This window comes from Lysobacterales bacterium, assembly GCA_016703225.1.
Classification (GTDB): Bacteria; Pseudomonadota; Gammaproteobacteria; order Xanthomonadales; family Ahniellaceae; genus JADKHK01.
On record JADJCM010000002.1, the window covers coordinates 375,587 to 397,298 of the forward strand.

The following is a 21,712-nucleotide window of genomic DNA, read 5'->3' on the forward strand; positions in this document are numbered from 1 at the left end:
TCCAACACGATGGCTGTCCGATGATCAAACGCAGTTTCCAGTTATTGTTGGCGGCCATTTCGGCGTTGCCACTCGTGGCCTGCGGAACCCTGTCGCGCATGCAATTGGATGCGGATAGCCGCGAATCCGAGAGGTTTGCGCAGAGCGGAAACTTGCGGGCTGAAGTGGATTCCTTGTTTCAGCCGCTGATCGACCAGGGGGAGACTCCCGGGGTGGTTGTCGGCGTGTTGCTGGGCGATGGAAGCAGGCATGTATTCAGCTATGGAGTCGCTGATAAGTCGACCGGCAAGCAACCCAACAGCAAGACGTTGTTCGCGGTGGGTTCGCTAAGCAAACTATTTTTGGGAGAAATCACTGCGCAACTTGTGCTGGAGCGCAGGATGATGTGGAACGACACTCTTGAAACGCTTCTCCCACAAGAAATTGCTCTCAGTGACGACGCCAAAAAAATTACTCTCCTCCAGCTGGCAACGCATACTTCCGGCCTACCGCGTCAGCCCATGACGCCGAGGACGCTTGGATACTTTTTCGGGTACTTGTTCACCGGAAACAGTTTCTATCGACATTTCGACAAGAAATACATATTGAATTACTTGTCAAATTTCGACGCGCCGTCGAAGGTTGGTAGGCAGTATTCGAACATCGGCTATGGCTTGCTTACCTACATCATCGAACGGCGGACCGGGACGCGAGTGGACGACTTATTGCACGAGCGCGTGACCGCACCCCTGTCCTTGAGCGATACCGCGTACACACCGGAAGGGTTGCCAGACTACTCGAATATGGCGCGTGGATACGCCGGAGACCAACCAAAGTTCATTCGCCGAGGTCGCCCTGTTCCCGATTGGAGGTTCACTGACGCCATGCGGGGTGCGGCTGCAATGTACTCGAACGCAGATGACTTGCTGACCTTCGCTGGCGTTCACTTGAACGGCACGGACAATCCAGCGCTCGATGCCGCAATCAAGGAGAGTCTGAGCCTGCGCCCTACAAGCGGGACTGAAACGGCTGCTGTCGCATGGACCGTCGAAGAAGGTGCCGGCACCAAGATCGCCTATCAGGTTGGGCTCGTGGGCGGATACACCAGTTACATCGGCATGGACCTGGAGCACAGGATCGCGGTAGTTGTGCTGCAAAACAGCTTCAACTGGACAATGATCGGCCACAGGTTATTGCTCAGAGTCGCAAATGCGCAGCGTGTCGTTCCATCGTGAGCAGCGCGAGTGTCTCGGCCCGCCCCATGCTGTGTAGTGAACGGGGACCTTCATGCTGAGCAAGAGATCCGCGTCGGAAGCCCGGCGTCTGGTGGAGCACGAGCGATGACGGACGGGACAGCGGACTTGATCAAAGTGGGCCCGGTCGCTGCGTTGCCGTTGCGGGAGAAGGAGATGCAAATCGGGGCCCGGGCGCAGCACATCCATTTCGATCTGCAGTGCGGAGCAAAGCGCGTGGCGCGTTCGCGCTGTGCGGCCGCAAATCATCAGGGGCTCGTCGGTTCGATTCGCGGTTGGCCGTGGACGGATCTTTCCCGGTTGCGACATCTCCTGCATGCGGGGGTGCCTCAATCGTCGCCGCTTCTGCTCTGGCGCAAGGTGGCGCGATGAGTGCTGCGCTGGCGCGGCCGCATTGGGCGGGGATGGGCGAGAGCACCTTCGTGTTCGGCATCTGGCTGCTCTATGGCGTGCATCGGCTGTTCGGGCGTTGGCCGTTTCGCATCTGCCTGTATCCGGTGGTGTTGCTGCACTGGGCGTCGCGTGCGGTGGTGCGGCAGGCGTCGATGCAGTACCTGGAACGCATCGAGGTCGCTACCGGCGCGCTCGGACACCCGGTGCGCCGGCGCGACAGCCTGCGCCACGTCGCCTTGTTCGCCGAGACCCTGCTCGACAAGTTGCTGGCGGTGGCCGGTCGTTATCCGTTCGCACGCGTGCGGGTGGAGGGGCGCGAGCGCGCATTGGCGACGCTGTCGCCGGGGCGTGGCGCGGTGATCGTCACCGCGCATCTGGGCTGCCTGGAATTGTGCCGGGTGCTTGCCGGCCACTACAGTTCGGCCCGGCTCAACATTCTGGTGCATACGCGCCATGCGGCCCAGTTCAATCGGATGCTGAAGCGGCTGGCGCCGGAGTCGGACGTGAACCTGATCGAGGTCAGCGAGGTGAACGCCGCGACCGCCGTGCTGCTCGCGGACAAGATCGATGCCGGCGAGCACGTGGTGATTGCCGGTGACCGCGTGCCGGTGCGTGCCAGCCAGACCGTGCGTGTCGATTTCCTCGGCCATGCCGCGGACTTTCCGGTCGGGCCCTACGTGCTCGCCGGACTGCTCAAGTGCCCGCTGCTGCTGCTCGGTTGCATCCATGAGGGGGCCAGCTACTGCGTGTCGCTGCAATGCCTGGCGGAACGCGTGGTGTTGCCGCGCGGGCGTCGTGCCGAGGCCTTGCAGGAGCAGGCGCAGGTCTACGCCGATGCGCTGACGCGGTTGCTGGTGCGTTCACCGTTTGACTGGTTCAATTTCTTTCCGTTCTGGGACCAAGCCCATGCCGACCCGCAGCGCTGAACGCGCGCCGTCGCCCGACCTTTCGATCACGATCGAGCTCGCGCCCGCGTTCCACGACCTCGATCCGATGAACATCGTCTGGCACGGCCACTACGTGAAGTACCTGGAGCTCGCGCGCTGCGCGCTGTTGCAGAAGTACGACTACGACTATCCGGCGATGCATGCCTCCGGCTACTTCTGGCCGATCGTGGATCTGCGCCTGAAGTACGTGCGCCCGGCCGCGTATGCGCAGAAGCTGCGGGTGAGCGCGCGCATCGTCGAATGGGAAAACCGCCTGCGCATCGACTACGAGATCCACGACGTCGCCAGCGGCGAGCGGCTGACGCGCGCGCACACCATCCAGGTCGCGGTCGATGCCGTCAGTCGCGAGATGCTGTACCTGTGTCCGCCGGTGCTGTGGCAGCGGCTCGGGGTACAGCCATGAAGCGCGTGCTCGCGGCCATGCTGCTGCTGTTCCTTGGCGTGACGCCATTGCGGGCGGCGAGCGAACTGGACGAGGTCGCTGCGCGCATCGAACAGCCGCAACTGTTGCGCGGCCGTTTCGAGCAGGACAAGCAGGTCGCCGGTTTTCGCAAGCCGTTGCATTCCAGCGGCCGCTTCGTGCTCGTGCGCGGGCAAGGCGTGCTGTGGTTCACCGAGCGACCGTTCGCGTCGCAGCTGGCGTTGACCGGGGCGCGCCTGAGCGTGGCGTCGGGCGGCAGCACGCGCACCATCGACGCCGCCGAGGAACCGGCGCTGGCGGCGGTCCACGCGGTGCTGTTCGACCTGCTCGGCGGCGACATCGCCAAGCTGCAAGCGAACTTCACCATCGCGGCTGAACTGCTCGACGACGAGCGCTGGCGCCTGCAGTTGCAGCCGAAGCCGGGCCTGTTCGCGCAGGCGTTCACGCGCATCGAGCTGGAAGGCGCGCGCCAGGTCGAGCGCGTGCAGCTGTTCGAGGCCAATGGCGATGGCACCGTGATCGCGTTCCGCGAGCTCGGCACCGGCCCGGAGCTGAGTGCGGACGAGGCGGCCCGTCTTGCGCAGTGAGTCGCGCTGGCAACGCATCGCCGCGCTGCTGTGGCTGTTCGCCATCGCTGCCATCGGCGTGCACCAGTGGCACTTCTGGCAGCAGTCGCGGCTGGATGCGAATGTGCTGGCGCTGCTGCCGCAGGATGAGCAGGAACCGCTGCTGCAGGCCGCGAACGCGCGCCTCGCCGCGCTTGGCGAAGGTCGTGTCGTGGTGCTGGTGGGCGCGGCTGATTTCGTCAAGGCGCGTGTCGCAGCGGAGGCTGCAGCAGCCGTGCTCGGGCGCGATGCGGCGCTGCTGCGCCGTGTCGATGACGGTGTCGGCGCGAGTGCCGCACTGGTGTCGGCGCTTGCGTCCTGGCGCGATCGCTTGCTGACTTCGGCGCAACGCGCGGAACTGGCCGGCGGCAGGATCGAGGACTGGCCGGCGCGGGTGCTGGCCGATCTGTATCAACCGTTTGCCGCGCCGCGCCTGCTGCCCTTCGCCAGCGATGCCTTGTCCTTGTGGCCGCAATGGTGGGCGGAACGTGTCGGCGCGGCACAAGCACGGCCGCGCGATGGCGTGCTGGCGCTGGCCGGCGACGGACGCCAGTGGGTGCTGCTCGAGTTCGAGTCTGCGCGTTCGGCATTCGCGGTCAGCGGCGCGACGCCGGTGAGCACTGCCATTGTCGCCGCGCGAACGGCGGCGCAGACCCGGGTCGCCGATGCCGAACTGCTCGCGGCCGGCGTGCCGCTGCACGCCGAGGCCGCCGCGGCCCAGGCCAGCTTCGAGGTCAACACCATCGGCTGGGGCTCGCTCGCCGCGGTGATGCTGCTGGTGTGGCTGACCTTTCGCTCGCTGCGGCCGATCGCGTTGATCGCGTTCTCGCTGCTGGTCGGATGTGCAGCGGCGCTGAGCGTGACCGCGTGGTGCTTCGGTCAGGTGCATCTGCTGACCCTGGTGTTCGGCGCCAGCCTGGTCGGCGTCGCCGAGGACTACGGCTTCCACTGGTTCGCTGCGCGCCAGGGCCAGCCGCAGCTGCCGCGCCAGGCACTGCTCGCACAGTTGTTGCCCGGGCTCGTGCTCGCGCTCGCGACCAGCGCCGTCGCCTACCTCGCACTGGGTCTGGCGCCGTTTCCGGGCTTGCGGCAGATGGCGGTGTTCTCGGCCACCGGATTGACGGCGGCGTTCCTGACCGTGGTCTGCCTGTTTCCGTTGCTCGATCGCCGCGCGCCGACGCGCACACGTTTTGCCGACGCCTGCGCCGCGAGCCTGGCGCACTGGCCGCGTTGGCGATCGACGCGGACCGGCTGGGGCATTGCCGTGCTGGGTTTGCTGTTCGCCATCGTCGGATGCTGGCGGCTGCAGAGCAACGACGACCTGCGCCAGTTGCATGCAGCGCCGGCCGAACTGGTGGCGATGCAGGAGCACATCGGGAACCTGCTGGGGCTGCCGAGCCCGGCGCAGTTCTTTCTGGTCGAGGGCGATGATGTCGAGCAGGTGTTGCAGCGTGAGGAGGCGCTCGTCGCCGCGCTCGATGCACACCGCGCGCTCGGCGATCTCGCCGGCTACCAGGCGCTGTCGCAGTGGTTACCCTCGGCCGCGCGCCAGGCCGACAACGCGCGCCTCAGTGCCGCGGTCGAGACTGCGGTGATCGCCAGCGTTGCTGCCGCCACCGGCGATGCGCTGCAACGCGCGGACTTCGCCAGCGAGCCGCTGCGTCTGGCCGACCTGCGCGCGCTGGCGCAGGGCGAACGGCTCGCGCGCACCTGGCTCGGTTCGGTCGATGGCCGCAGCGGCAGCATCGTCTTGCTCCACGGCGTGCGCGCCGGTGCGTTGCCGGCGCTGGCGGCCAGCGCTGCAACGGTCGCAGGCGTGCGCTTTGTCGATCGCACCGCCGGCATCTCGGAACTGCTCGGGCGCTATCGGGTGGGTATGGGCGCCTTGCTCGCTGCCGGATATCTCGGTGTGTTCTTGCTGCTCAGCCTGCGCCATCGCAGCAGCGCCTGGCGGGCGCTGCTGCCGACGCTCGCCGGCACGGTGCTGACGCTGGCGGTATTCGGCTTCGTCGGCTGGCCGCTGCAGCTGTTCGGCGTGCTGGCCTTGTTGTTGCTGCTGGGCATGGGCGTCGACTACGGCATCTTCCTGCTCGAACATCCGGGCGATGGCGCGGCCTGGCTCGCGGTCGCATTGGCCGGCGTCAGCACGCTGCTTGCGTTCGGCCTCCTGGCGCTGTCGGCGACGCCGGCGCTGCGCGCGTTCGGCCTGACCATGCTGATTGGAGAGGTGCTGGTGTGGCTGTTGACGCCATGCTTCCGTCCCGAGGCCGCCGTGCCGACGTCGGTGACGCCATGAGCGCCGCGAGGCTGCTCGTGTCGTCGCTGCTGTTGGCGCTGGGTGCCTGCGCCAGCCTGCCGCGGCAACGCGTGCTGCTGCCCGAGCCGCGGCTGGCGCCGGCGGCGATGGCGATGGATGCGAGCCTGGTGCAGCGATTGCAGTTCACCCGCGGCGATGGACGAACCGAAGTGCTCGAAGCCCAGCTCGAAGTCGATGCTGTGGGCCTGCGTCTGGCCGCGTTTGCGCTGGGTCGGCGCGTGTTGTGGCTGGACTGGGACGGCGCGCGTCTGGATGAGCAGCGCGCGCCGCAACTGCCCGAATCGGTGAGCGCCGCGCCATTCCTGCGCGACCTGCAGTTCGCCTTCGCGCCCGCGCCGACGCTGCAGGCGGCGCTGCCGCCGGGCTGGCAGCTGCGCGAAGACGGGCAGCGGCGCGAGCTCTGGCACGGCGGGGCTTCGGCAATGGTCATCGCCTATGCGACGATGCCGCGCTGGCAGGGCACAGTGACGCTCGACAACCGCATCGAGGGGTACCGCCTGCGAATCGAAACAGCGACTGTCGATGGGAATCCGGACTGATGCGGCAATCGATCTACCTCCATGGCCTCGGCGTGATCTGCGCGCTCGGCAACGACGTCGCCAGCGTGCGTGCGGCGCTGTTCTTGGCGCAGGCGCCGGTGCTCGCGCGAAGTGCCGAGGTATTGCCCGGCAAGTCGGTGCCGCTGGCGCCGGTGACTGCGTCGCTCGACTCGCAGCAGGCGTTGCCGGCTTGGCTGCGCAGCCGCAACAACGCCTTGCTGCTCTCGGCGTTGGCGCAGATCCGGCCCGAAGTCGATGCCGCGATCGCGCGCCACGGCGCGGCGCGCGTGGCGATCGTGCTCGGCACCAGCACGTCGGGCATCGGCGAGACCGAACGCGCCGTCGGCGAACACCTGCGCGACGGCGGCGTGCCGGCCTGGTTCGACATGCGCCAGCAGGAAATGGGTTCGCCGGCGCTGGCCCTGCGCGCCGCGATCGGCAGCAGCGGACCGGCCTATGTCGTGTCGACCGCGTGCTCGTCGAGCGCGAAGGCGATCGCCAGCGCGGCGCGGCTGCTGCGCGCCGGCCTGGCCGATGTCGTCGTTGCCGGCGGTGCCGATTCGCTGTGCAGCTTCACCGTCGCCGGCTTCGCCTCGCTGGAATCGGTCAGCGCCAGTGGTTCCAATCCGCTCGCGGCCGGACGCGACGGCATCCACATCGGCGAGGCGGCTGCGCTGTTTCTGGTCAGCCGCGAGCCCGGACCGGTGCGCGTCGCCGGCCACGGCGAGTCCTCCGACGCGCACCACATCTCGGCGCCGCTGGCCGATGGTTCTGGCGCGCTCGCAGCGATGCAGATGGCGCTCGCCGAGGCCGGGCTCGACGCCGATGCGATCGACTACGTCAACCTGCACGGCACCGCCACCGAACAGAACGACGCGATGGAGAGTCTTGCCGTGCATGCGCTGTTCGGCGCGCGCGTGCCGGTGAGTTCGACCAAGCGCTTGACCGGACATACGCTCGGCGCCGCCGGCGCGCTCGAGGCCGCGCTCGCCTACCTGGCGCTGACCGACAATCCCGAGGGCTTGCTGCCGCCGCACTGGCTGAGCGGCGAGATCGATCCGCGGCTGCCGCCGTTGCAGGTCGTGGTACCGGGACGCAAGCTCGGGCGGCCGCTGCGCAATGTGCTCAGCAATTCGTTCGCGTTCGGCGGCAGCAATGCCACGCTGATTCTGGAGCGCTGCTGATGCGCACGCCGATCGCGTTGCCGATGGCCGAGTTGGTGCCGCACGCCGGGCGCATGCGCCTGCTCGATGCGGCGATCGAGGGCGATGAGGAGAGTCTGCTGGCGCGCGTCGAGATCCGCGCCGACAGCCTGTTTCACGAGGACGGCGCGGTCGGCGCCTGGGTCGGCATCGAATACATGGCGCAGGCGGTCGCGGCCTGGGCTGGCTGGCGTGCGCGCCTGGCCGGTTCCGCGCCGAAGATCGGGTTGCTGCTCGGCAGTCGCCGCTTCGACAGTGCGCGCGCGCGCTTTCGCGTCGGCGAGGTGCTGCTGGTCGAGGCGCGACGCGAGTTCCAGGCGGAGAACGGCCTGGGTCATTTCGAGTGTTCGATCGCGATCGATAGCGAGCGTGTGGCCGAGGCGGCACTGACCGTGTTCGAGCCCGCGGACGCCGCGAGTTTCCTGGGGGCACGCACGCATGGCTGAACACACCGTCTTGGTCACCGGATCGAGCCGCGGCATCGGCCGCGCGATCGCGCTGCGCCTGGCGCGCGACGGTTTCGATGTGGTCGTGCATTGCCGCAGCCGAGTCGAGGAAGCGCAGGCGGTCGCGGACGCGATCGTGGCGCTCGGGCGCCAGGCGCGCGTGCTGCAGTTCGATGTCGCCGACCGCGACGCGAGTGCGACGGCGCTGCTCGCCGACATCGAGGCGCACGGTTGCTACTACGGCGTCGTCTGCAATGCCGGCATCGCCCGCGACAACGCCTTTCCGGCGATGCCGGGCGAGGACTGGGATGCGGTGATCCACACCAATCTCGACGCCTTCTACAACGTGCTGCATCCGCTGACGATGCCGCTCGTGCGCAGGCGCAAGCCGGCGCGCATCGTCACGCTGTCCTCGGTGTCGGGGCTTGCCGGCAATCGCGGCCAGGTCAACTACAGCGCGGCCAAGGCCGGCATCATCGGCGCGACCAAGGCGCTGGCGGTGGAGCTCGCCAGCCGCCAGATCACGGTCAACTGCGTCGCCCCGGGCCTGATCGAGACCGACATGGTGTCGAGCGAGCTGCTCGAAGAAGCGCTGAAGATCATCCCGGCGCGCCGCGCCGGGCGCCCCGACGAAGTGGCGGCGGCGGTGGCATTCCTGATGGGCGAAGACGCCGCGTACATCACGCGGCAGGTGATTTCGGTGAACGGAGGCATGTTCGGATGAAGCGCGTGGTGGTTACCGGAATCGGGGCATTGAGCCCGCTCGGCCATGACTGGCCGACCGTCGAGGCGCGGCTGCGTGAGCGCCGCAATGCCGTACAGACGATGCACGACTGGGCCGTGTACGAAGGCCTGAACACGCGCGTCGGCGCACCGGCGGCGCCGTTCGAGCTGCCCGCGCACTACAACCGCAAGAGCACGCGCAGCATGGGTCGGGTGGCGGTGATGGCAACGCGCGCCAGCGAGATCGCGCTCGCCGATGCCGGCCTGCTCGACGATCCCCTGCTCAAGAGCGGACGCGTCGGCATCGCCTACGGTTCCTCGTCTGGCACGCCCGAGAACATGGGCGACTTTGGCCGCATGATCACCGAGAAGACCACCGAAGGCATCACCGCGACCACCTACATCCGCATGATGGCGCACACCGCCGCGGTCAACATCGGCGTGTTCTTCGGCATCACCGGGCGCGTGGTCACCACCTCCAGCGCCTGCACTTCGGGCAGCCAGGGCATCGGCTATGCCTACGAGATGATCCAGAGCGGCAAGCAGGTGGCAATGCTCGCCGGCGGTGCCGAAGAACTCGATGCCACCGAGGCGGCGGTGTTCGACACCCTGTTCGCGACCAGCGTCAAGCACAACGCCGCGCCCGAGTTCACGCCGCGCCCGTTCGATGCCGAACGCGATGGCCTGGTGCTCGGCGAAGGCGCCTGCACCCTGGTGCTGGAGGAGTACGAGCATGCTCGCGCGCGCGGCGCCAAGATCCACGCCGAGGTGATCGGATTCGGCACCAACAGCGACGGCTGTCACGTCACCCACGCCAATCCCGAAACCATGGCGGTGGCGATGCGGCTCGCGCTCGCCGACGCCAAGCTCGCGCCGGAGGCGATCGCCTACGTCAACGCCCACGGCACCGCGACCGAGCAGGGCGACATCGCCGAGTCGCTGGCCACGCACGCGGTGTTCGGCGAGCGCGTCGCGATCTCCTCGCTGAAGAGCTACATGGGCCACACGCTTGGCGCCTGCGGTGCGCTGGAAGCATGGATGAGCATCGAGATGATGCGCAGCGGCTGGTTCGCGCCGACCATCAACCTCGACACCGTCGATCCGCGCTGCGGCGCGCTCGACTACGTCCGCGGCGAGGGCCGCTGCATCGACACCGACGTGGTGATGAGCAACAACTTCGCCTTCGGCGGACTGAACACTTCGTTGATCTTCCGCCGCTGGCCACACTGAGCTTTCCCAAGCAATCCAAGGAGATTCCGATGAAACGTCTACTGTCCGCAGCACTGATCGTCCTCGCCGGGTTGGGCACCGCATCTGCCCGCGACAGCGTGGTCAAAGTAGCGCTTGCCGATGTGCTGGCGATGCCCGAGGCGCAGGGCAAGCTCGATGGTTCGGTCAAGTTCTTCCTCGCCGGCGCCGCCACGCCGAAGGTGCAGCAGCGGCTCGGCAGCGGCGTCGCCAACAAGAAGACCAACGGCGTCGGCAAGGACGACCAGTACGGCTGCAAGTACGTGATGCTGTCGGCGCTGATCGCGTTCCAGCAGTCGGCCAAGCAGCGCGGCGCCAACGCCGTCGTCGATCTCGCCAGCTACTACAAGAAGAACGAGGTCCGCGATGCCCACACCATCGAATGCCACGCCGGCAACATCATGATCGGCGGCGCGCTGAAGGGCGAGTACGCAAAGATCTGATTCCGGATTCGGCCGCGCCGGGGCGATCGTCTATGCTCGGTTCGGGGCAAGGGGCACGGGGCGGCGGATGATGCGGCGGATCGGGCAGTGGTTGTGGGGTACCGCCGCGGCGTTGACCGCGGCGGCGGCCCCTGCAGTGCCGATCCGCCCGATCGATGTGAGTGACCAGGCGGCGCCGGTGTTCAGTTCCTACGGCGTCGAGGATGGTCTGTCGGATGAGGTGTGGAACGCGCTCGGGGTGGCGCCGGACGACTTCGTCTGGGCCGGATCGGCATCGCAGCTGGCGCGCTTCGATGGTTATCGCTGGCAGTTGTGGCCGTCGCCGCAGACCAGGAGCCTGGTGACCGATCTGGAATCTGCGGGCGGTTCGCTGTGGGCGGCGTTCCAGGGACAGGGGCTGTTTCGTCTGGATGGAGACGACTGGTTGCCGGTGGCGATGGGCGCGCATGCGCCGGAAAACTTCTACGTCACCCACGCCGGCGATGGCGGCAGCGAGGTCTGGCTCGGGCAGGAAGGCGGGCTGTGGCAATACCGCGACGGCGCTTGGCGCGAGGACGCCGGCAATGCCGGCGCCGCGATCGAGAGACCGCTTGGCGTGGTGCACACCGATACCTTGTTCGGCGGGCCGCGGCAGTGGCTGTCGACCAGCCATGGCCTGTGGTTCCGGCCCTTGCGCGGCGGCCGCGTCGACGGGGTTTGGCAACGTCCGGACGACCCCGCACTGCATGGGCTGCTGGCCACCGACGCCTTTCGCGCCAGCGACCATGGCGTCGAGGAATTGTGGGTGACCACCTACGGTCAGGGCGTGGTGCGCATTCGCGCGGACGGCGTGCGCTGGTGGCGCGCGCGCAGCGGCGAACTGCCGAGCGAAGCCATCTACACCGGCGTAGCAACGACCGGCAGCGCTGGCGAGCGCGTTGCGTGGCTGGCCAGTCGCGCCGGCTTGCTGCGCATCCGCGACGATCAGGTGACCGTGTTCGACCGCCGCCATGGGCTGCCCTCCGACGCCGTGCGCCGCTTGGCGCTGCAGCGCGGGCGTGACGGCGAAGACCTGCTCTGGCTGGCCACCGAAGGCGGCATCGCGCGCGCCGTGCTCGGGCGCCAGTCGTGGCAGACCGTCAGCCATCTCGGTGCCAGCGAGAACGGCATCTTCGGCGTGCTGGTGGAGCCGGATGATCGCGGTGGCGAGCGGCTGTGGGTGGGCTCGGCCAAGGAAGGGCTCGACCTGTTCAGCGACGGACGCTGGCGCCGGTTCCGCCAGGCCGACGGCACGCTGCCGGCGGAGGGTGTCCGCCATATCGCGCGCGTCGATGGCCCCGACGGGCGACCGTGGCGGCTGCTCAGCCTGATCGATGGCAGCCTCTGGCGCATCCACGACGACCTGCACTTCGAGCGCATCGAAGTGCCATGGAACCTGGCCGATGGCGACATGGCCACGGCCTTCCTCGCGCGCAGCGACGGGTCGCGCCACGAGATCTGGATCGCGACGCTGCGCTCGGGCGTCTATCGCTGGCGCGATGGCCGCTTCGAGCAGTTCCTCGCGCAAGGCATGCAACTGCCGTGGAGTGTCTCGGGCCTGGCCGCGCAGGTCGATGGTGACGGGCGCAGTTGGCTGTGGGCGGCCAGCACGCAGGGTCTGTCGCGCTTCGACGGCCGCCGTTTCGAGCGTCTGGCTGGCATCGCGGGCTTGCCCGAGGATGGCTTCCGCGGCGTCACCGTGTTGCGCGATGGCGACCGCAACGTGCTCTGGGCCGGCAGCAATCGCTTTGGCGTGGTGCGGCTCGACGTGACCGAGCCGACGACGCCGGTGGCGGTGCGCAAGGCCTTGCCGCCGCCGCCGGATCCGTTCGTCTACAGCGTGCTGCGCGACCGCACCGGCCGCACCTACCTCTGCACCAACAACGGCGTGCAAATGCTGACGCCCGACGGCAGCGATGGCTTTCATTCGCGCGCGTTCCGCCGCCGCGATGGCCTGGTGCACGACGAGTGCAACACCGGCTCGCAGACGGTCGACGCGCACGGCCGCTACTGGGTTGGCACCCTCGCCGGCCTGAGCATGTACGACCCGGCGCTCGACCAGCCCCCGGCCGCAGGCGCGGCGGCGCCGGTGCTGCATCTCACCGCGTTGCAGGCCGATGGCGTGGATCTGCTGCACGGACCGGGCGCGACGCCGCGGGTGCCGGCCGGCGCCGGCGAATTGCGCATCGACTTCGTGCTGCTGAGTGGCCAGCGCGAGCGCGAGTCGCGCTATCGCAGCCAGCTGCTCGGCTACGACGCCGCACCGGGCGAGTGGCGCGCCGAACCCGGCCGCAGCTTCCCGCGGCTGCCGCCTGGGCGCTATGTGTTCCGCGTCGAAGCGCGAGACTGGGCCGGACGCGCGAGCGCGCCGCAGGTGCAGGCTTTCGACGTCGCCGCGTACTGGTGGGAGCGCGACCTGGTGCGCCTGGCCGCCGTGTTCGCGGCACTGGGCGCGCTTGCGCTCGGCGTGCACCTGTACCTGCGTGCCGCGCGGCAGCGGGCGCGTGATCTGGAGCACCAGGTCGCGGCGCGCACCGCCGAACTCGATGCGGCCAACCTGCGCCTGACCGAGCTGTCGCACACCGATGCGCTGACCGGCATCGCCAACCGCCGGCGCCTGGTGCAGGTGTTGCAGACGCTGTGGCCGCGCGCGCTCGAACGGCAGTTGCCGGTCGGCCTGATCATCATCGACATCGACCACTTCAAGGACTACAACGACCGCTTCGGCCATCTCACCGGCGACACCGCCCTGCGCGCGATCGCCGAGGCGCTGGTCAGCGCCACCCGCCCGCACGACCTGGTGGCGCGCTACGGCGGCGAGGAGTTCGCCTGCGTGCTGCCCGATGCCGACCTCGACACCGTGAGCGCCATTGCCGAGCGCATGCGCGCTCTGGTCGAGGCGCTGCCGCCGCGCACGCTCGGCAACGACACGCAGACCCTGACCCTGAGCGCCGGCGTACTGAGCCGCGTGCCGCACGCCGACGAAGGCCCCGACGACCTGTTCCGCGCCGCCGACGCCGCCCTCTACCGCGCCAAGCGCGCCGGGCGCTATTGCGTGCGTGCGGCGTGAGCAGTCGCTACTCGAACCCATCCGCGAACAGCGGTGCCGGCAGCGGGTCTTCGCGGACGCAGTCGTAGGTTTCGGCGATGCGCGGGCCGGTATCGATCACTTCGAAGTCGCTGGCGCTGACGGTCTGCGCGCCCGGGGTGGTGTCGAACACGCGCGAGCCGATGCCGAGCGAGGCCCAGGTGTTGGCGTTGAACGCGTCGCTCTCGGCGGTGAGCGCGATGTTGCCGCCGTCGGCGAGCACGATGCCGTAGCGCTGCATGCTGCGCAGGATCGCCTGTGCCGCGGCGTTGTAGCCGGCCATCGGGAAGCTGGAACGCAGGCGCAGGCGCGCGCCGTAGGGGATCGACCCAATGGGTCCGGATGGCCCACCGGCGTGCGTCGCCGGTCGCACGTACAAGCGACCGCTGACGCCGCCGAGCGCCGGGTCGTTGGCCATGCGCGCGTTCGGGATGATGAAGCGCAGCGCGTGCCCGACGGTGCCGCCGGGTATTGCCGCGGCGGCTGCCACCTCGTCGCTGTTGATCAGCAGCGGGGAGATCGGAAAACCGGCGGCATCGGCGCTGGTGCAGTGCTCGCCGCGCTGGCGCTCCGAGTACAGCGCATCAAGCTCCCAGCGCACCAGGCATTGCGATTCCAGCGTCGTCGGCGAATCAGCATCGACGTGATAGGCCTCGTACAGCGTATTGCCCTGCACCACCAGCAGATGGCAGTCCTCGTTCTCGTTGTCGCAGGCGAGCCCAGCACTGCCCTCGATGCGCGCGCCCGCCGGCACCGGCAGGCTGCTGCCGATCGGGTCGCAGTCGGGATCGTAGTAGTCGTCGTAGGGATAGCCGCTGATCGCGCGTGTCGGTACCCCGGCGGCGGCGCGGTTGACGACCATGCTGAAATCGATCTGCATGCGGCCGTAGCCGAAGCCGCCGAGCGCGGTCCACGCGGCGATCATGCTCGCCGACTGCGGATGCAGCGGCGCGCTGTCCACGGGTTGCTGCCAGACGGCGTTGCCAGAGAAGCGCGGCAGATCTGTCGCGTGGCTGACGCCGGCAAGAGCGAGCAGCAGCGCGCTGCGGGCAATCACGGTGCTGGTGTGGGGATGCGTGGCCATGGGCGCCTTCCCTCCGTCTTCGAAAGCTCCGCCGAGCAGTGTATCGGCCCAGCTCAGCCGCAGTGCCGATCGCAGCCGACATTCTCGAGTTGGATCGTGGTGTGGCTAATGCCGAAGCGCTGCTGGATCACCGCCTCGGCATCGCGCAGCAGGGCATCGCCATCGCGTTTGCCGTTGTGCTCGATGTGCGCGGTGAGCGCGGTGACGGTGGTCGAGAGCGGCCACACGTGCAGGTCGTGGACGTGGCGCACGCCGGCGACCTGACGGATCGCGGACTCGATGGTGGCGATGTCGAGGCCCTTGGGCACCGCGTCCAGGGCAAGGTCGAGCGATTCGCGCAGCAGGCCGATGGCGCTGATGAAAATCGCCACCGACACCAGGATGCCGGCGAGCGGGTCGAGCCAGTACCAGGGCTTGAACATCAGCACCACGCCGACGACGAGCACGCCGAGCGAGACCGCGGCATCGGCGGCCAGGTGCAGGAAGGCTGCGCGCAGGTTGGCGTCGGCGTGGCCGCCGCGCCAGAACACCAGTGCCGACACCGAGTTCACGATCAGGCCGGCGGCGGCCGCGACCATCACCCAGAAGCCCGGTACCGGCGCCGGCTCGGTGAAACGGCGCACGCTCTCCACTGCGAGCGCGCCGCAGGTGATCAGCAGTAGTGCGGCGTTGGTATTCGCCGCGAAGATCGTCGAGCGCGCGTAGCCGTAGGTGTGGCGCGCGTCGGGCTTGCGCCGCGCCAGTCGCATCGCCCACAGCGCCAGCATCAGCCCGAGCACGTCGCCGGCGTTGTGCCCGGCATCGCCGAGCAAGGCCATCGAACCGATGGTGAAGCCGACTACGGCCTGGACCACGACCAGCACGATATTCAGCACCACGCCGATCACATAGCGGCTACCGGCCCCGGTCTGCGAGACGGCATGACGATCGTGCGGATCGTCCGTGCCGTGATCGTGCGACGGATGGGCGTGCGCATGCCCGTGCGGGCCGTGGTGATGGCTATGCATGCGGCGATTGTCCCGCCTCGGCAGCAGCTTTGTCACCGCGAGCACGCATCGACAGGAACGGGCGCTCGAACAGGCGATAGGCGATCCATGTCGCCAGCGCGGTCAGCAACAGCGCGAACGCGGCCCGCAGCAGCAGCGGCCAGGTCTGGAAGACGCTGCCGTGTTGCATTACCCAGGCGAATACCGGGTAGTGCCATAGATACAGCGAGTAGCTCATGGTACCGGCGAGCATCAGCACACGACCCTCGAAACAGCGCGCCAGCGGACGCCAGCCGGATGCGATGGCAAGCACGATCAGCGCCACCGCGGTGGCTAGCACGGTGTAGTGCAGGTAGAGCCACGGCCGGATCGCGTCGTGCAGCCAGCGCGGCACGAACCAGCCGACGTACACGAAAGTCGCCACAAACAGCGCCAGCCCGATCCATCCGGCAATGCGGGCCTGGTTCGGCGTGATGCCACGCTCGAAGTACCAGGCAGCGAGCAGGCCGATCGCGAACTGGTCGAAGCGGGCGCGCAGATTGCGGTAGTCCTGTGCCTGCCACCAGAACGACTGATCGCCCGCAAAGAAGTGCTCGACGAAGCTGATGCGTGTCCACATCACAAAGCCCATGATCACCGCCAGCCACAGCCACGCCGGTACGCGACGCAGGGCCAGGGCGAGGGGTGGCAGCAGGAAGTAGGCCCACCACTCGATCGGCAGCGTCCACCACACCGGATTGAACGGCATGCTGCCCGGCGGCAGCGTGTACCAGAACAGAAAGCCTAGATGCGAGAGCACGCCGATGGCATCCAACGGCGACTTGCCAGTGCCGAACCAGATCAGCACCGAGAGGATGGACAGGTTGGCCCAGTAGGCCGGCACCACGCGCCGCACCCGCCGCCACAGGTAGCCGCCATAGGACGGCATCGGCACCCGACCCTGCGCCGCGCGCAGGAACGGCCGCGCGACCAGAAAGGCCGAGAGCACGAAAAAGATGTCGACGCTGAAATAGCCGTTCTGAAGCAGCGGCGAGGGGTCGATTGGCCCCAGCCGCACTGCCGGAAGCCCGGCCAACTCCCAGAAATGGTAGGTGGCCACCCACAGCGTGGCGAAGCCGCGCAGGCCGGTCAGTGCGCTGATGTCGTCCGGGGTTCGGGTCATGGCGGGGGCGTAACGAGCCGGCGAGCGTAGCAACAGCGCCCGATCCCGGCCATTCCTGGCGTTTGCCGGCTCTGGCCGCTCCCCGTAGAATCCGCCGGCTCTTTTCGCTTCCGGCGGGTCTGCCGGGGTCACTTCGCTTGTTGGAGACAGAAATGTTGGAACAATACGGTCTTTGGATCGCGATGGCTTGCGGCTTGCTCGCCGTGGGCTATGGCGCAATCTCGGTGCAGTGGATCCTCGCGCAAAGCGCGGGCAATGAGCGCATGCAGACCATCGCAGCGGCGATCCAGGAAGGGGCCGGTGCCTACCTGCGTCGTCAGTACCAGACGATCGCCGTGGTCGGCGTGATCCTGTTCCTGATCATCGGCTTCGGGCTCAGCACCAAGGGCGTGGACGGCACCGTGCACAGCGGCTGGCCGACCGCGATCGGCTTCGCCATCGGCGCCTTCCTCTCGGGCCTGGCCGGGTTCATCGGCATGTTCGTCTCGGTGCGCGCCAACGTGCGTACCACCCATGCCGCCACCCAGGGCCTGAATCCCGCGCTGGCGGTGTCGTTCCGCGGCGGCGCCATCACCGGCATGCTGGTCGTCGGTCTCGGCATCATCGGAGTCGCCGGCTACTTCATGATCATTGCCGGTGGCGCAGCACTCGACGCCGCGGCACTGAAGGACGCGCTGCATCCGATGATCGGCCTGGCCTTCGGTTCGTCGCTGATCTCGATCTTCGCGCGTCTCGGTGGCGGCATCTTCACCAAGGGTGCCGACGTCGGCGCCGACCTGGTCGGCAAGGTCGAAGCCGGCATTCCGGAAGATGATCCGCGCAATCCGGCGGTGATCGCCGACAACGTCGGTGACAACGTTGGCGATTGCGCCGGCATGGCTGCCGACCTGTTCGAAACCTACGCGGTGACCATCATCGCGGCGATGCTGATCGCCAGCCTTTCGTTTGCGACCTACGGCTACGCCGGCGTGATCTATCCGCTGATCCTCGGCGCGGTCTCGATCATCGCCTCGATCGCCGGCACCTACTTCGTCAAGGCGCGCGAGGGCGGCAAGATCATGAACGCGCTGTATCGCGGTCTTGGCGTCTCCGGTGCGATCTCGGCGATCGCATTCTTCTTCGTGACCCGCGAGATGTTCGCCGCCGAACTGGTGATGCCGCTGTTCGAGTGCGCCATGATCGGCCTGGTGCTGACTGCGGCCATGGTCGTCATCACCGAGTACTACACCGCCACCGAATACGGCCCGGTGCGTCAGGTCGCTGCCGCCTCGGTCACTGGCCATGGCACCAACGTCATCGCCGGTCTGGCGGTGTCGATGAAGTCGACCGCGCTGCCGGTGCTGGCCGTGGCTGCGGCGATCTGGGGCTGCTACGAGATCCAGGGCCTGTACGGAATCGCCATCGCCGCCACCTCGATGCTGTCGATGGCCGGCATGATCGTCGCACTCGACGCCTACGGCCCGATCACCGACAACGCCGGCGGCATCGCCGAAATGAGCGAGCTCGGTCCGGAAATCCGCAAGGTGACCGACGCGCTCGACGCCGTCGGCAACACCACCAAGGCGGTGACCAAGGGCTACGCCATCGGCTCGGCCGGCCTCGCCGCGCTGGTGCTGTTCGCCGACTACTCGGCCAAGCTCAGCGAGAACCTCGGTGAGGGTGCCGTCAACTTCTCGATCGACAATCCGAAGGTGGTGATCGGCCTGCTCATCGGCGGCATGATCCCCTACCTGTTCGGTGCCTTCGCGATGCAGGCCGTGGGCCGCGCCGCCGGCGCGGTGGTCGAGGAAGTGCGCCGCCAGTTCCGCGAGATCAAGGGCATCATGGAAGGCACCGGCAAGCCGGAATACGACAAGGCCGTCGACCTGCTGACCAAGTCCGCGATCAAGGAGATGATCATCCCGTCGCTGCTGCCGCTGATCCTGCCGGTGCTGGTGGGTTTGATTCTTGGCCCGGCCGCGCTCGGCGGTCTGCTCATGGGCACCATCGTCACCGGCCTGTTCGTCGCGATCTCGATGTGCACCGGCGGCGGCGCCTGGGACAACGCCAAGAAATACATCGAAGAAGGCCACCACGGCGGCAAGGGCTCGGACGCCCACAAGGCCGCGGTGACCGGCGACACCGTCGGTGACCCCTACAAGGACACCGCCGGCCCGGCGATCAATCCGCTGATCAAGATCATCAACATCGTCGCCCTGCTGCTGATCCCGATGCTGTCGATCTAAGCAACATCCGCTTCGCAAAGAGCCCCGCTTCGGCGGGGTTTTTTGTGGCTGCGAGAACGCTGGAGTCCCGTCGGCGCGCGGCTACGAGGTTGGGAGTTGCAGGGGTAGGCGCAGGTAGTGGACGCCGTTGCCGTCGGCTGGCGGCAAGGCGCCGGCGCGGATGTTGATTTGCAGGGCGGGGAGGATCAGGCGCGGCATCGACAGGGTGGCGTCGCACTTGCTGCGGAATGCGACGAATTCGTCGCGTTCGCTGTCGCGGCGCAGTTGCCGGTTCGTGCTTGCCGCTTCGGCCAGGCTCAGCTCGGCGCGGGGTTCGCGCCCGGCCGGTGGATAGTCGTGGCACAGGAACACGCGGGTGGCGTCGGGCAGGGCGTAGAGTCTCTGGATCGATGCGAACAGGGTCGCGGCGTCGCCGCCGGGGAAGTCGCAGCGGGCGGTGCCGACGTCGGGTGCGAAGAACGTATCGCCGACGAACAGCGCATCGCCGATGCGGTAACTCAGGCTGTCAGGCGTGTGGCCGGGTGTGGCAATCGCCTCGATCGCGAGTTCGGCGAATGGCAGCACGCTGCCATCGCCGAGCAGGCAGTCGAACTGCGAGCCGTCGGCACGGAATTCGTCGCCGAGTCCGAACACGGTCTTGAAATGGCGCTGAACGTCGAGGATGCCCCGACCGATCGCGATGCCGGCGCCAGTGCGGCCGCGCAAGTAGTCGCCCGCGCTCAGATGATCGGCATGCGCATGTGTTTCAAGGATCCATGCCAGCTTCAGCCCGCGCTCGGTGAGCAGGGCCAGCAGCGCATCGGCGGAGCGCGTCGTGATGCGCGCCGCGGTGGCGTCGTAGTCGAGCACCGGATCGATCACCAGCGCCTGCGTCGATCCCGCGGCCTGCACCAGGTGCGTCCAGGTGCCGGTGTCCTGATCGAAAAACGACTGCACTTCGGGTTTCATCGTTGCCTCGTTCTCTGCAGAGTCCCATTCAGGCGCCGCGTTCCGCCGCCGGTTGCACCGCGCCGCCCCGACGCAAAACCGCCCGGCACTTGAATGTTGAAACCTCGCTGCAGCAGGCTCAGGCGGTGGGCACGCCTATCCTGACAGCGAATTGCGCATGGCTTTCGCTTCGACCGCCGGCGCCTGCACGTCGAGCCCGTCGCCTGTGATCTTCCTGGACGGATTCGAGCACGGTGCGGGCAGCGCGCCAGAGCCCCGGCTCTAGCGCGCTGCCGTTAAGCTCGTCGCCCCGCTTGAGGAACGCCAGCATGGGTCTAGACCTCGTCGAGTCCGGCCGCGCCGTGCCGGACGACATCAATGTGATCATCGAGATTCCGATGAACTCGGAGCCGGTGAAGTACGAAGTGGACAAGGCCAGTGGCGCGATTTTCGTCGACCGCGTGCTGAGCACGCCGATGCGCTATCCGTGCAACTACGGCTACATCCCGCATACGCTTTCCGGTGACGGCGATCCGGCCGACGTGCTGGTGGTGATGCCGTTGCCGCTGATTCCGGGTTGCGTGATCCGCTGCCGTCCGGTCGGCATGCTCAAGATGACCGACGAGGCCGGCGCCGACACCAAGATCATCGCGGTGCCGGTGAGCAAGGTGTTCCCGGCCTACGACCACGTGCGCACCATCGACGAGTTGCCGGAATTGATGCGCGAACGCATCCAGCACTTTTTCGAGCACTACAAGGACCTGGAGAAGGGCAAGTGGGTGAAGGTCGAAGGCTGGGCCGGCCCGGACGCGGCGCGCGCCGAGATCCTGTCCGCGGTCGCGAACTACCAGTCGGCTCCGGACAAGCCGCATTTCTGACCGCTCTTGCGGAAGCAGTCGTGATGGGGCAATGATCGCCGCATGGCTCAGGCATTTCTCGGTGGTGGCAGTCCGCCTGCAATCGGCGTCAATCACCGGCGACGGGCGACCTTCACCGCGCTCACCGATGTGCTCAGCGACGCTGCGCGTGTCGCCAACATTTTCAGCTTCTGCGAAGCGTTTTGCGCGACCGAACCAAAGTTCCTGGTGAATCGCTTCCTGCTGCATGCCGAGCAGCGCAAGCTGATCAACGAAGTCGAACGCCAGCGCGTCGCCAAGGCGATGTACTTCGCGCTGGCGCGGCCCTACGACACACTGTCGCGCTATCCGGCGCATCTGGTCGGTATGGACGAGGCGATGGAGGACGCGCAGCCGATACCGGCCGAAATCAGCGCCTTCGCCGACTTTGGCCTGCACGCGGTGCCGAATGCAGCGCAGATCACCGCGCGCGAAGCGGTGCCGGCCGCGCACAAAGTGTTCCTGATGGTGATGGCGCATCTGGCCACCGCGTTGTTCCGCAGCTTCGGGCACCGCCCGGCGCGCATTGCGCTGGCGTTGCGCGCAGCCTCCGAACAGGTCGGTGCGGGCGAGGACGTGCTTTCGATGCTGATCGACTGGATCGACGGCGACCTGCATGAAGACGCCATCCCCGACCACCTGGCACTGGCCGAAATGCGCACGTCCTTGCGCGTGTTCTATCTGGCCTCGACCGTTCTGGTCGGTCGCAGCGCCGCGGCGCACACGCTGGCGCAGGCGTTGCGACTCGCCGGCAACCTGCACGAGTCGCACCTGTTCGCACCGCGATTGCTGGTGTAGCGCAATCCGGTC

19 protein-coding genes are annotated in these 21,712 nt (G+C 67.8%); 15 read left to right on the top strand and 4 right to left on the bottom strand.

Annotated elements, in window-relative coordinates; translation table 11 throughout:
* The first annotated feature begins 20 nt into the window (after window positions 1-20).
* The 12 genes from IPG63_10290 to IPG63_10345 all read left to right on the top strand — a co-directional run bounded on the left by IPG63_10290 (window position 21) and on the right by IPG63_10345 (window position 13,604).
* Window positions 21-1,214 (top strand): beta-lactamase family protein, encoded by a 1,194-nt coding sequence (locus IPG63_10290; protein ID MBK6727632.1) that lies wholly within the window; start codon window positions 21-23, stop codon window positions 1,212-1,214.
* A gap of 386 nt (window positions 1,215-1,600) precedes the next feature.
* The gene (locus IPG63_10295; protein MBK6727633.1) at window positions 1,601-2,551 is read left to right on the top strand and encodes an acyltransferase; all 951 of its coding nucleotides are present in this window, start codon (window positions 1,601-1,603) and stop codon (window positions 2,549-2,551) included.
* Entirely contained in the window at window positions 2,532-2,975 is a 444-nt protein-coding gene (locus IPG63_10300) for an acyl-CoA thioesterase (GenBank protein MBK6727634.1), read from the top strand. Before IPG63_10295 ends, IPG63_10300 begins: the two co-directional genes overlap by 20 nt.
* Window positions 2,972-3,580, top strand: coding sequence for an outer membrane lipoprotein carrier protein LolA (locus IPG63_10305; protein ID MBK6727635.1), 609 nt, complete (start codon window positions 2,972-2,974; stop codon window positions 3,578-3,580). The genes IPG63_10300 and IPG63_10305 overlap by 4 nt, the downstream gene beginning before the upstream one ends.
* Window positions 3,581-3,596: 16 nt before the next feature.
* Window positions 3,597-5,894 (top strand): hypothetical protein, encoded by a 2,298-nt coding sequence (locus IPG63_10310; GenBank protein ID MBK6727636.1) that lies wholly within the window; start codon window positions 3,597-3,599, stop codon window positions 5,892-5,894.
* Window positions 5,891-6,454, top strand: a complete 564-nt coding sequence (locus tag IPG63_10315) for a DUF3261 domain-containing protein (GenBank protein ID MBK6727637.1) — start codon at window positions 5,891-5,893, stop codon at window positions 6,452-6,454. The genes IPG63_10310 and IPG63_10315 overlap by 4 nt, the downstream gene beginning before the upstream one ends.
* The gene (locus tag IPG63_10320; GenBank protein MBK6727638.1) at window positions 6,454-7,638 is read left to right on the top strand and encodes a beta-ketoacyl-ACP synthase; all 1,185 of its coding nucleotides are present in this window, start codon (window positions 6,454-6,456) and stop codon (window positions 7,636-7,638) included. The genes IPG63_10315 and IPG63_10320 overlap by 1 nt, the downstream gene beginning before the upstream one ends.
* Window positions 7,638-8,102, top strand: coding sequence for a 3-hydroxylacyl-ACP dehydratase (locus IPG63_10325; GenBank protein MBK6727639.1), 465 nt, complete (start codon window positions 7,638-7,640; stop codon window positions 8,100-8,102). The genes IPG63_10320 and IPG63_10325 overlap by 1 nt, the downstream gene beginning before the upstream one ends.
* Complete coding sequence (gene fabG, locus IPG63_10330; GenBank protein MBK6727640.1) at window positions 8,095-8,826, top strand: 3-oxoacyl-ACP reductase FabG; 732 nt, start codon at window positions 8,095-8,097, stop codon at window positions 8,824-8,826. The genes IPG63_10325 and fabG overlap by 8 nt, the downstream gene beginning before the upstream one ends.
* Window positions 8,823-10,055: a beta-ketoacyl-ACP synthase gene (locus IPG63_10335; protein ID MBK6727641.1), complete on the top strand. Its 1,233-nt coding sequence runs from the start codon at window positions 8,823-8,825 to the stop codon at window positions 10,053-10,055. The genes fabG and IPG63_10335 overlap by 4 nt, the downstream gene beginning before the upstream one ends.
* A 29-nt stretch (window positions 10,056-10,084) precedes the next feature.
* Entirely contained in the window at window positions 10,085-10,516 is a 432-nt protein-coding gene (locus IPG63_10340; protein MBK6727642.1) for an excinuclease ATPase subunit, read from the top strand.
* 67 nt (window positions 10,517-10,583) lie between these two features.
* Entirely contained in the window at window positions 10,584-13,604 is a 3,021-nt protein-coding gene (locus IPG63_10345; protein MBK6727643.1) for a diguanylate cyclase, read from the top strand.
* 7 nt (window positions 13,605-13,611) lie between these two features.
* On the opposite strand, the gene IPG63_10350 is transcribed toward IPG63_10345, so the two are convergent.
* The 3 genes from IPG63_10350 to IPG63_10360 are packed head-to-tail and all read right to left on the bottom strand — an operon-like array spanning window position 13,612 to window position 16,854.
* On the bottom strand, window positions 13,612-14,706 hold the full coding sequence (locus IPG63_10350) for a hypothetical protein (GenBank protein MBK6727644.1): 1,095 nt from the start codon (window positions 14,704-14,706) through the stop codon (window positions 13,612-13,614).
* Window positions 14,707-14,759: 53 nt separating this feature from the next.
* A complete protein-coding gene (locus tag IPG63_10355; protein MBK6727645.1) occupies window positions 14,760-15,713 on the bottom strand; it encodes a cation transporter in 954 nt (317 codons plus the stop codon).
* A complete protein-coding gene (locus IPG63_10360; protein ID MBK6727646.1) occupies window positions 15,706-16,854 on the bottom strand; it encodes an acyltransferase in 1,149 nt (382 codons plus the stop codon). Before IPG63_10360 ends, IPG63_10355 begins: the two co-directional genes overlap by 8 nt.
* 152 nt (window positions 16,855-17,006) lie before the next feature.
* On the opposite strand from IPG63_10360, the gene IPG63_10365 reads away from it, so the two are divergent.
* Window positions 17,007-19,079: a sodium-translocating pyrophosphatase gene (locus IPG63_10365; GenBank protein MBK6727647.1), complete on the top strand. Its 2,073-nt coding sequence runs from the start codon at window positions 17,007-17,009 to the stop codon at window positions 19,077-19,079.
* Between the two features lie 81 nt (window positions 19,080-19,160).
* Here the strand turns inward: IPG63_10365 and IPG63_10370 are convergent, their stop codons facing one another.
* Window positions 19,161-20,027, bottom strand: a complete 867-nt coding sequence (locus IPG63_10370) for an MBL fold metallo-hydrolase (protein ID MBK6727648.1) — start codon at window positions 20,025-20,027, stop codon at window positions 19,161-19,163.
* A 308-nt stretch (window positions 20,028-20,335) separates the two neighbouring features.
* Between IPG63_10370 and ppa the strand changes: the two genes are divergently transcribed.
* Together ppa and IPG63_10380 are read left to right on the top strand one after the other, a co-directional pair.
* A complete protein-coding gene (ppa, locus tag IPG63_10375) occupies window positions 20,336-20,884 on the top strand; it encodes an inorganic diphosphatase (GenBank protein MBK6727649.1) in 549 nt (182 codons plus the stop codon).
* 42 nt (window positions 20,885-20,926) lie between these two features.
* Entirely contained in the window at window positions 20,927-21,700 is a 774-nt protein-coding gene (locus tag IPG63_10380; protein ID MBK6727650.1) for a hypothetical protein, read from the top strand.
* Window positions 21,701-21,712 lie beyond the last annotated feature (12 nt).

Bases quoted from the DNA above. Each gene is read 5' to 3' on its own strand.
- IPG63_10290 (MBK6727632.1), top strand. From the start codon at position 21: ATGATCAAACGCAGTTTCCAGTTATTGTTGGCGGCCATTTCGGCGTTG.
- IPG63_10295 (MBK6727633.1), top strand. From the start codon at position 1,601: ATGAGTGCTGCGCTGGCGCGGCCGCATTGGGCGGGGATGGGCGAGAGC.
- IPG63_10300 (MBK6727634.1), top strand. From the start codon at position 2,532: ATGCCGACCCGCAGCGCTGAACGCGCGCCGTCGCCCGACCTTTCGATC.
- IPG63_10305 (MBK6727635.1), top strand. From the start codon at position 2,972: ATGAAGCGCGTGCTCGCGGCCATGCTGCTGCTGTTCCTTGGCGTGACG.
- IPG63_10315 (MBK6727637.1), top strand. From the start codon at position 5,891: ATGAGCGCCGCGAGGCTGCTCGTGTCGTCGCTGCTGTTGGCGCTGGGT.
- IPG63_10320 (MBK6727638.1), top strand. From the start codon at position 6,454: ATGCGGCAATCGATCTACCTCCATGGCCTCGGCGTGATCTGCGCGCTC.
- IPG63_10325 (MBK6727639.1), top strand. From the start codon at position 7,638: ATGCGCACGCCGATCGCGTTGCCGATGGCCGAGTTGGTGCCGCACGCC.
- fabG (MBK6727640.1), top strand. From the start codon at position 8,095: ATGGCTGAACACACCGTCTTGGTCACCGGATCGAGCCGCGGCATCGGC.
- IPG63_10335 (MBK6727641.1), top strand. From the start codon at position 8,823: ATGAAGCGCGTGGTGGTTACCGGAATCGGGGCATTGAGCCCGCTCGGC.
- IPG63_10340 (MBK6727642.1), top strand. From the start codon at position 10,085: ATGAAACGTCTACTGTCCGCAGCACTGATCGTCCTCGCCGGGTTGGGC.
- IPG63_10345 (MBK6727643.1), top strand. From the start codon at position 10,584: ATGATGCGGCGGATCGGGCAGTGGTTGTGGGGTACCGCCGCGGCGTTG.
- IPG63_10350 (MBK6727644.1), bottom strand. From the start codon at position 14,706: ATGGCCACGCATCCCCACACCAGCACCGTGATTGCCCGCAGCGCGCTG.
- IPG63_10355 (MBK6727645.1), bottom strand. From the start codon at position 15,713: ATGCATAGCCATCACCACGGCCCGCACGGGCATGCGCACGCCCATCCG.
- IPG63_10360 (MBK6727646.1), bottom strand. From the start codon at position 16,854: ATGACCCGAACCCCGGACGACATCAGCGCACTGACCGGCCTGCGCGGC.
- IPG63_10365 (MBK6727647.1), top strand. From the start codon at position 17,007: ATGTTGGAACAATACGGTCTTTGGATCGCGATGGCTTGCGGCTTGCTC.
- IPG63_10370 (MBK6727648.1), bottom strand. From the start codon at position 20,027: ATGAAACCCGAAGTGCAGTCGTTTTTCGATCAGGACACCGGCACCTGG.
- ppa (MBK6727649.1), top strand. From the start codon at position 20,336: ATGGGTCTAGACCTCGTCGAGTCCGGCCGCGCCGTGCCGGACGACATC.
- IPG63_10380 (MBK6727650.1), top strand. From the start codon at position 20,927: ATGGCTCAGGCATTTCTCGGTGGTGGCAGTCCGCCTGCAATCGGCGTC.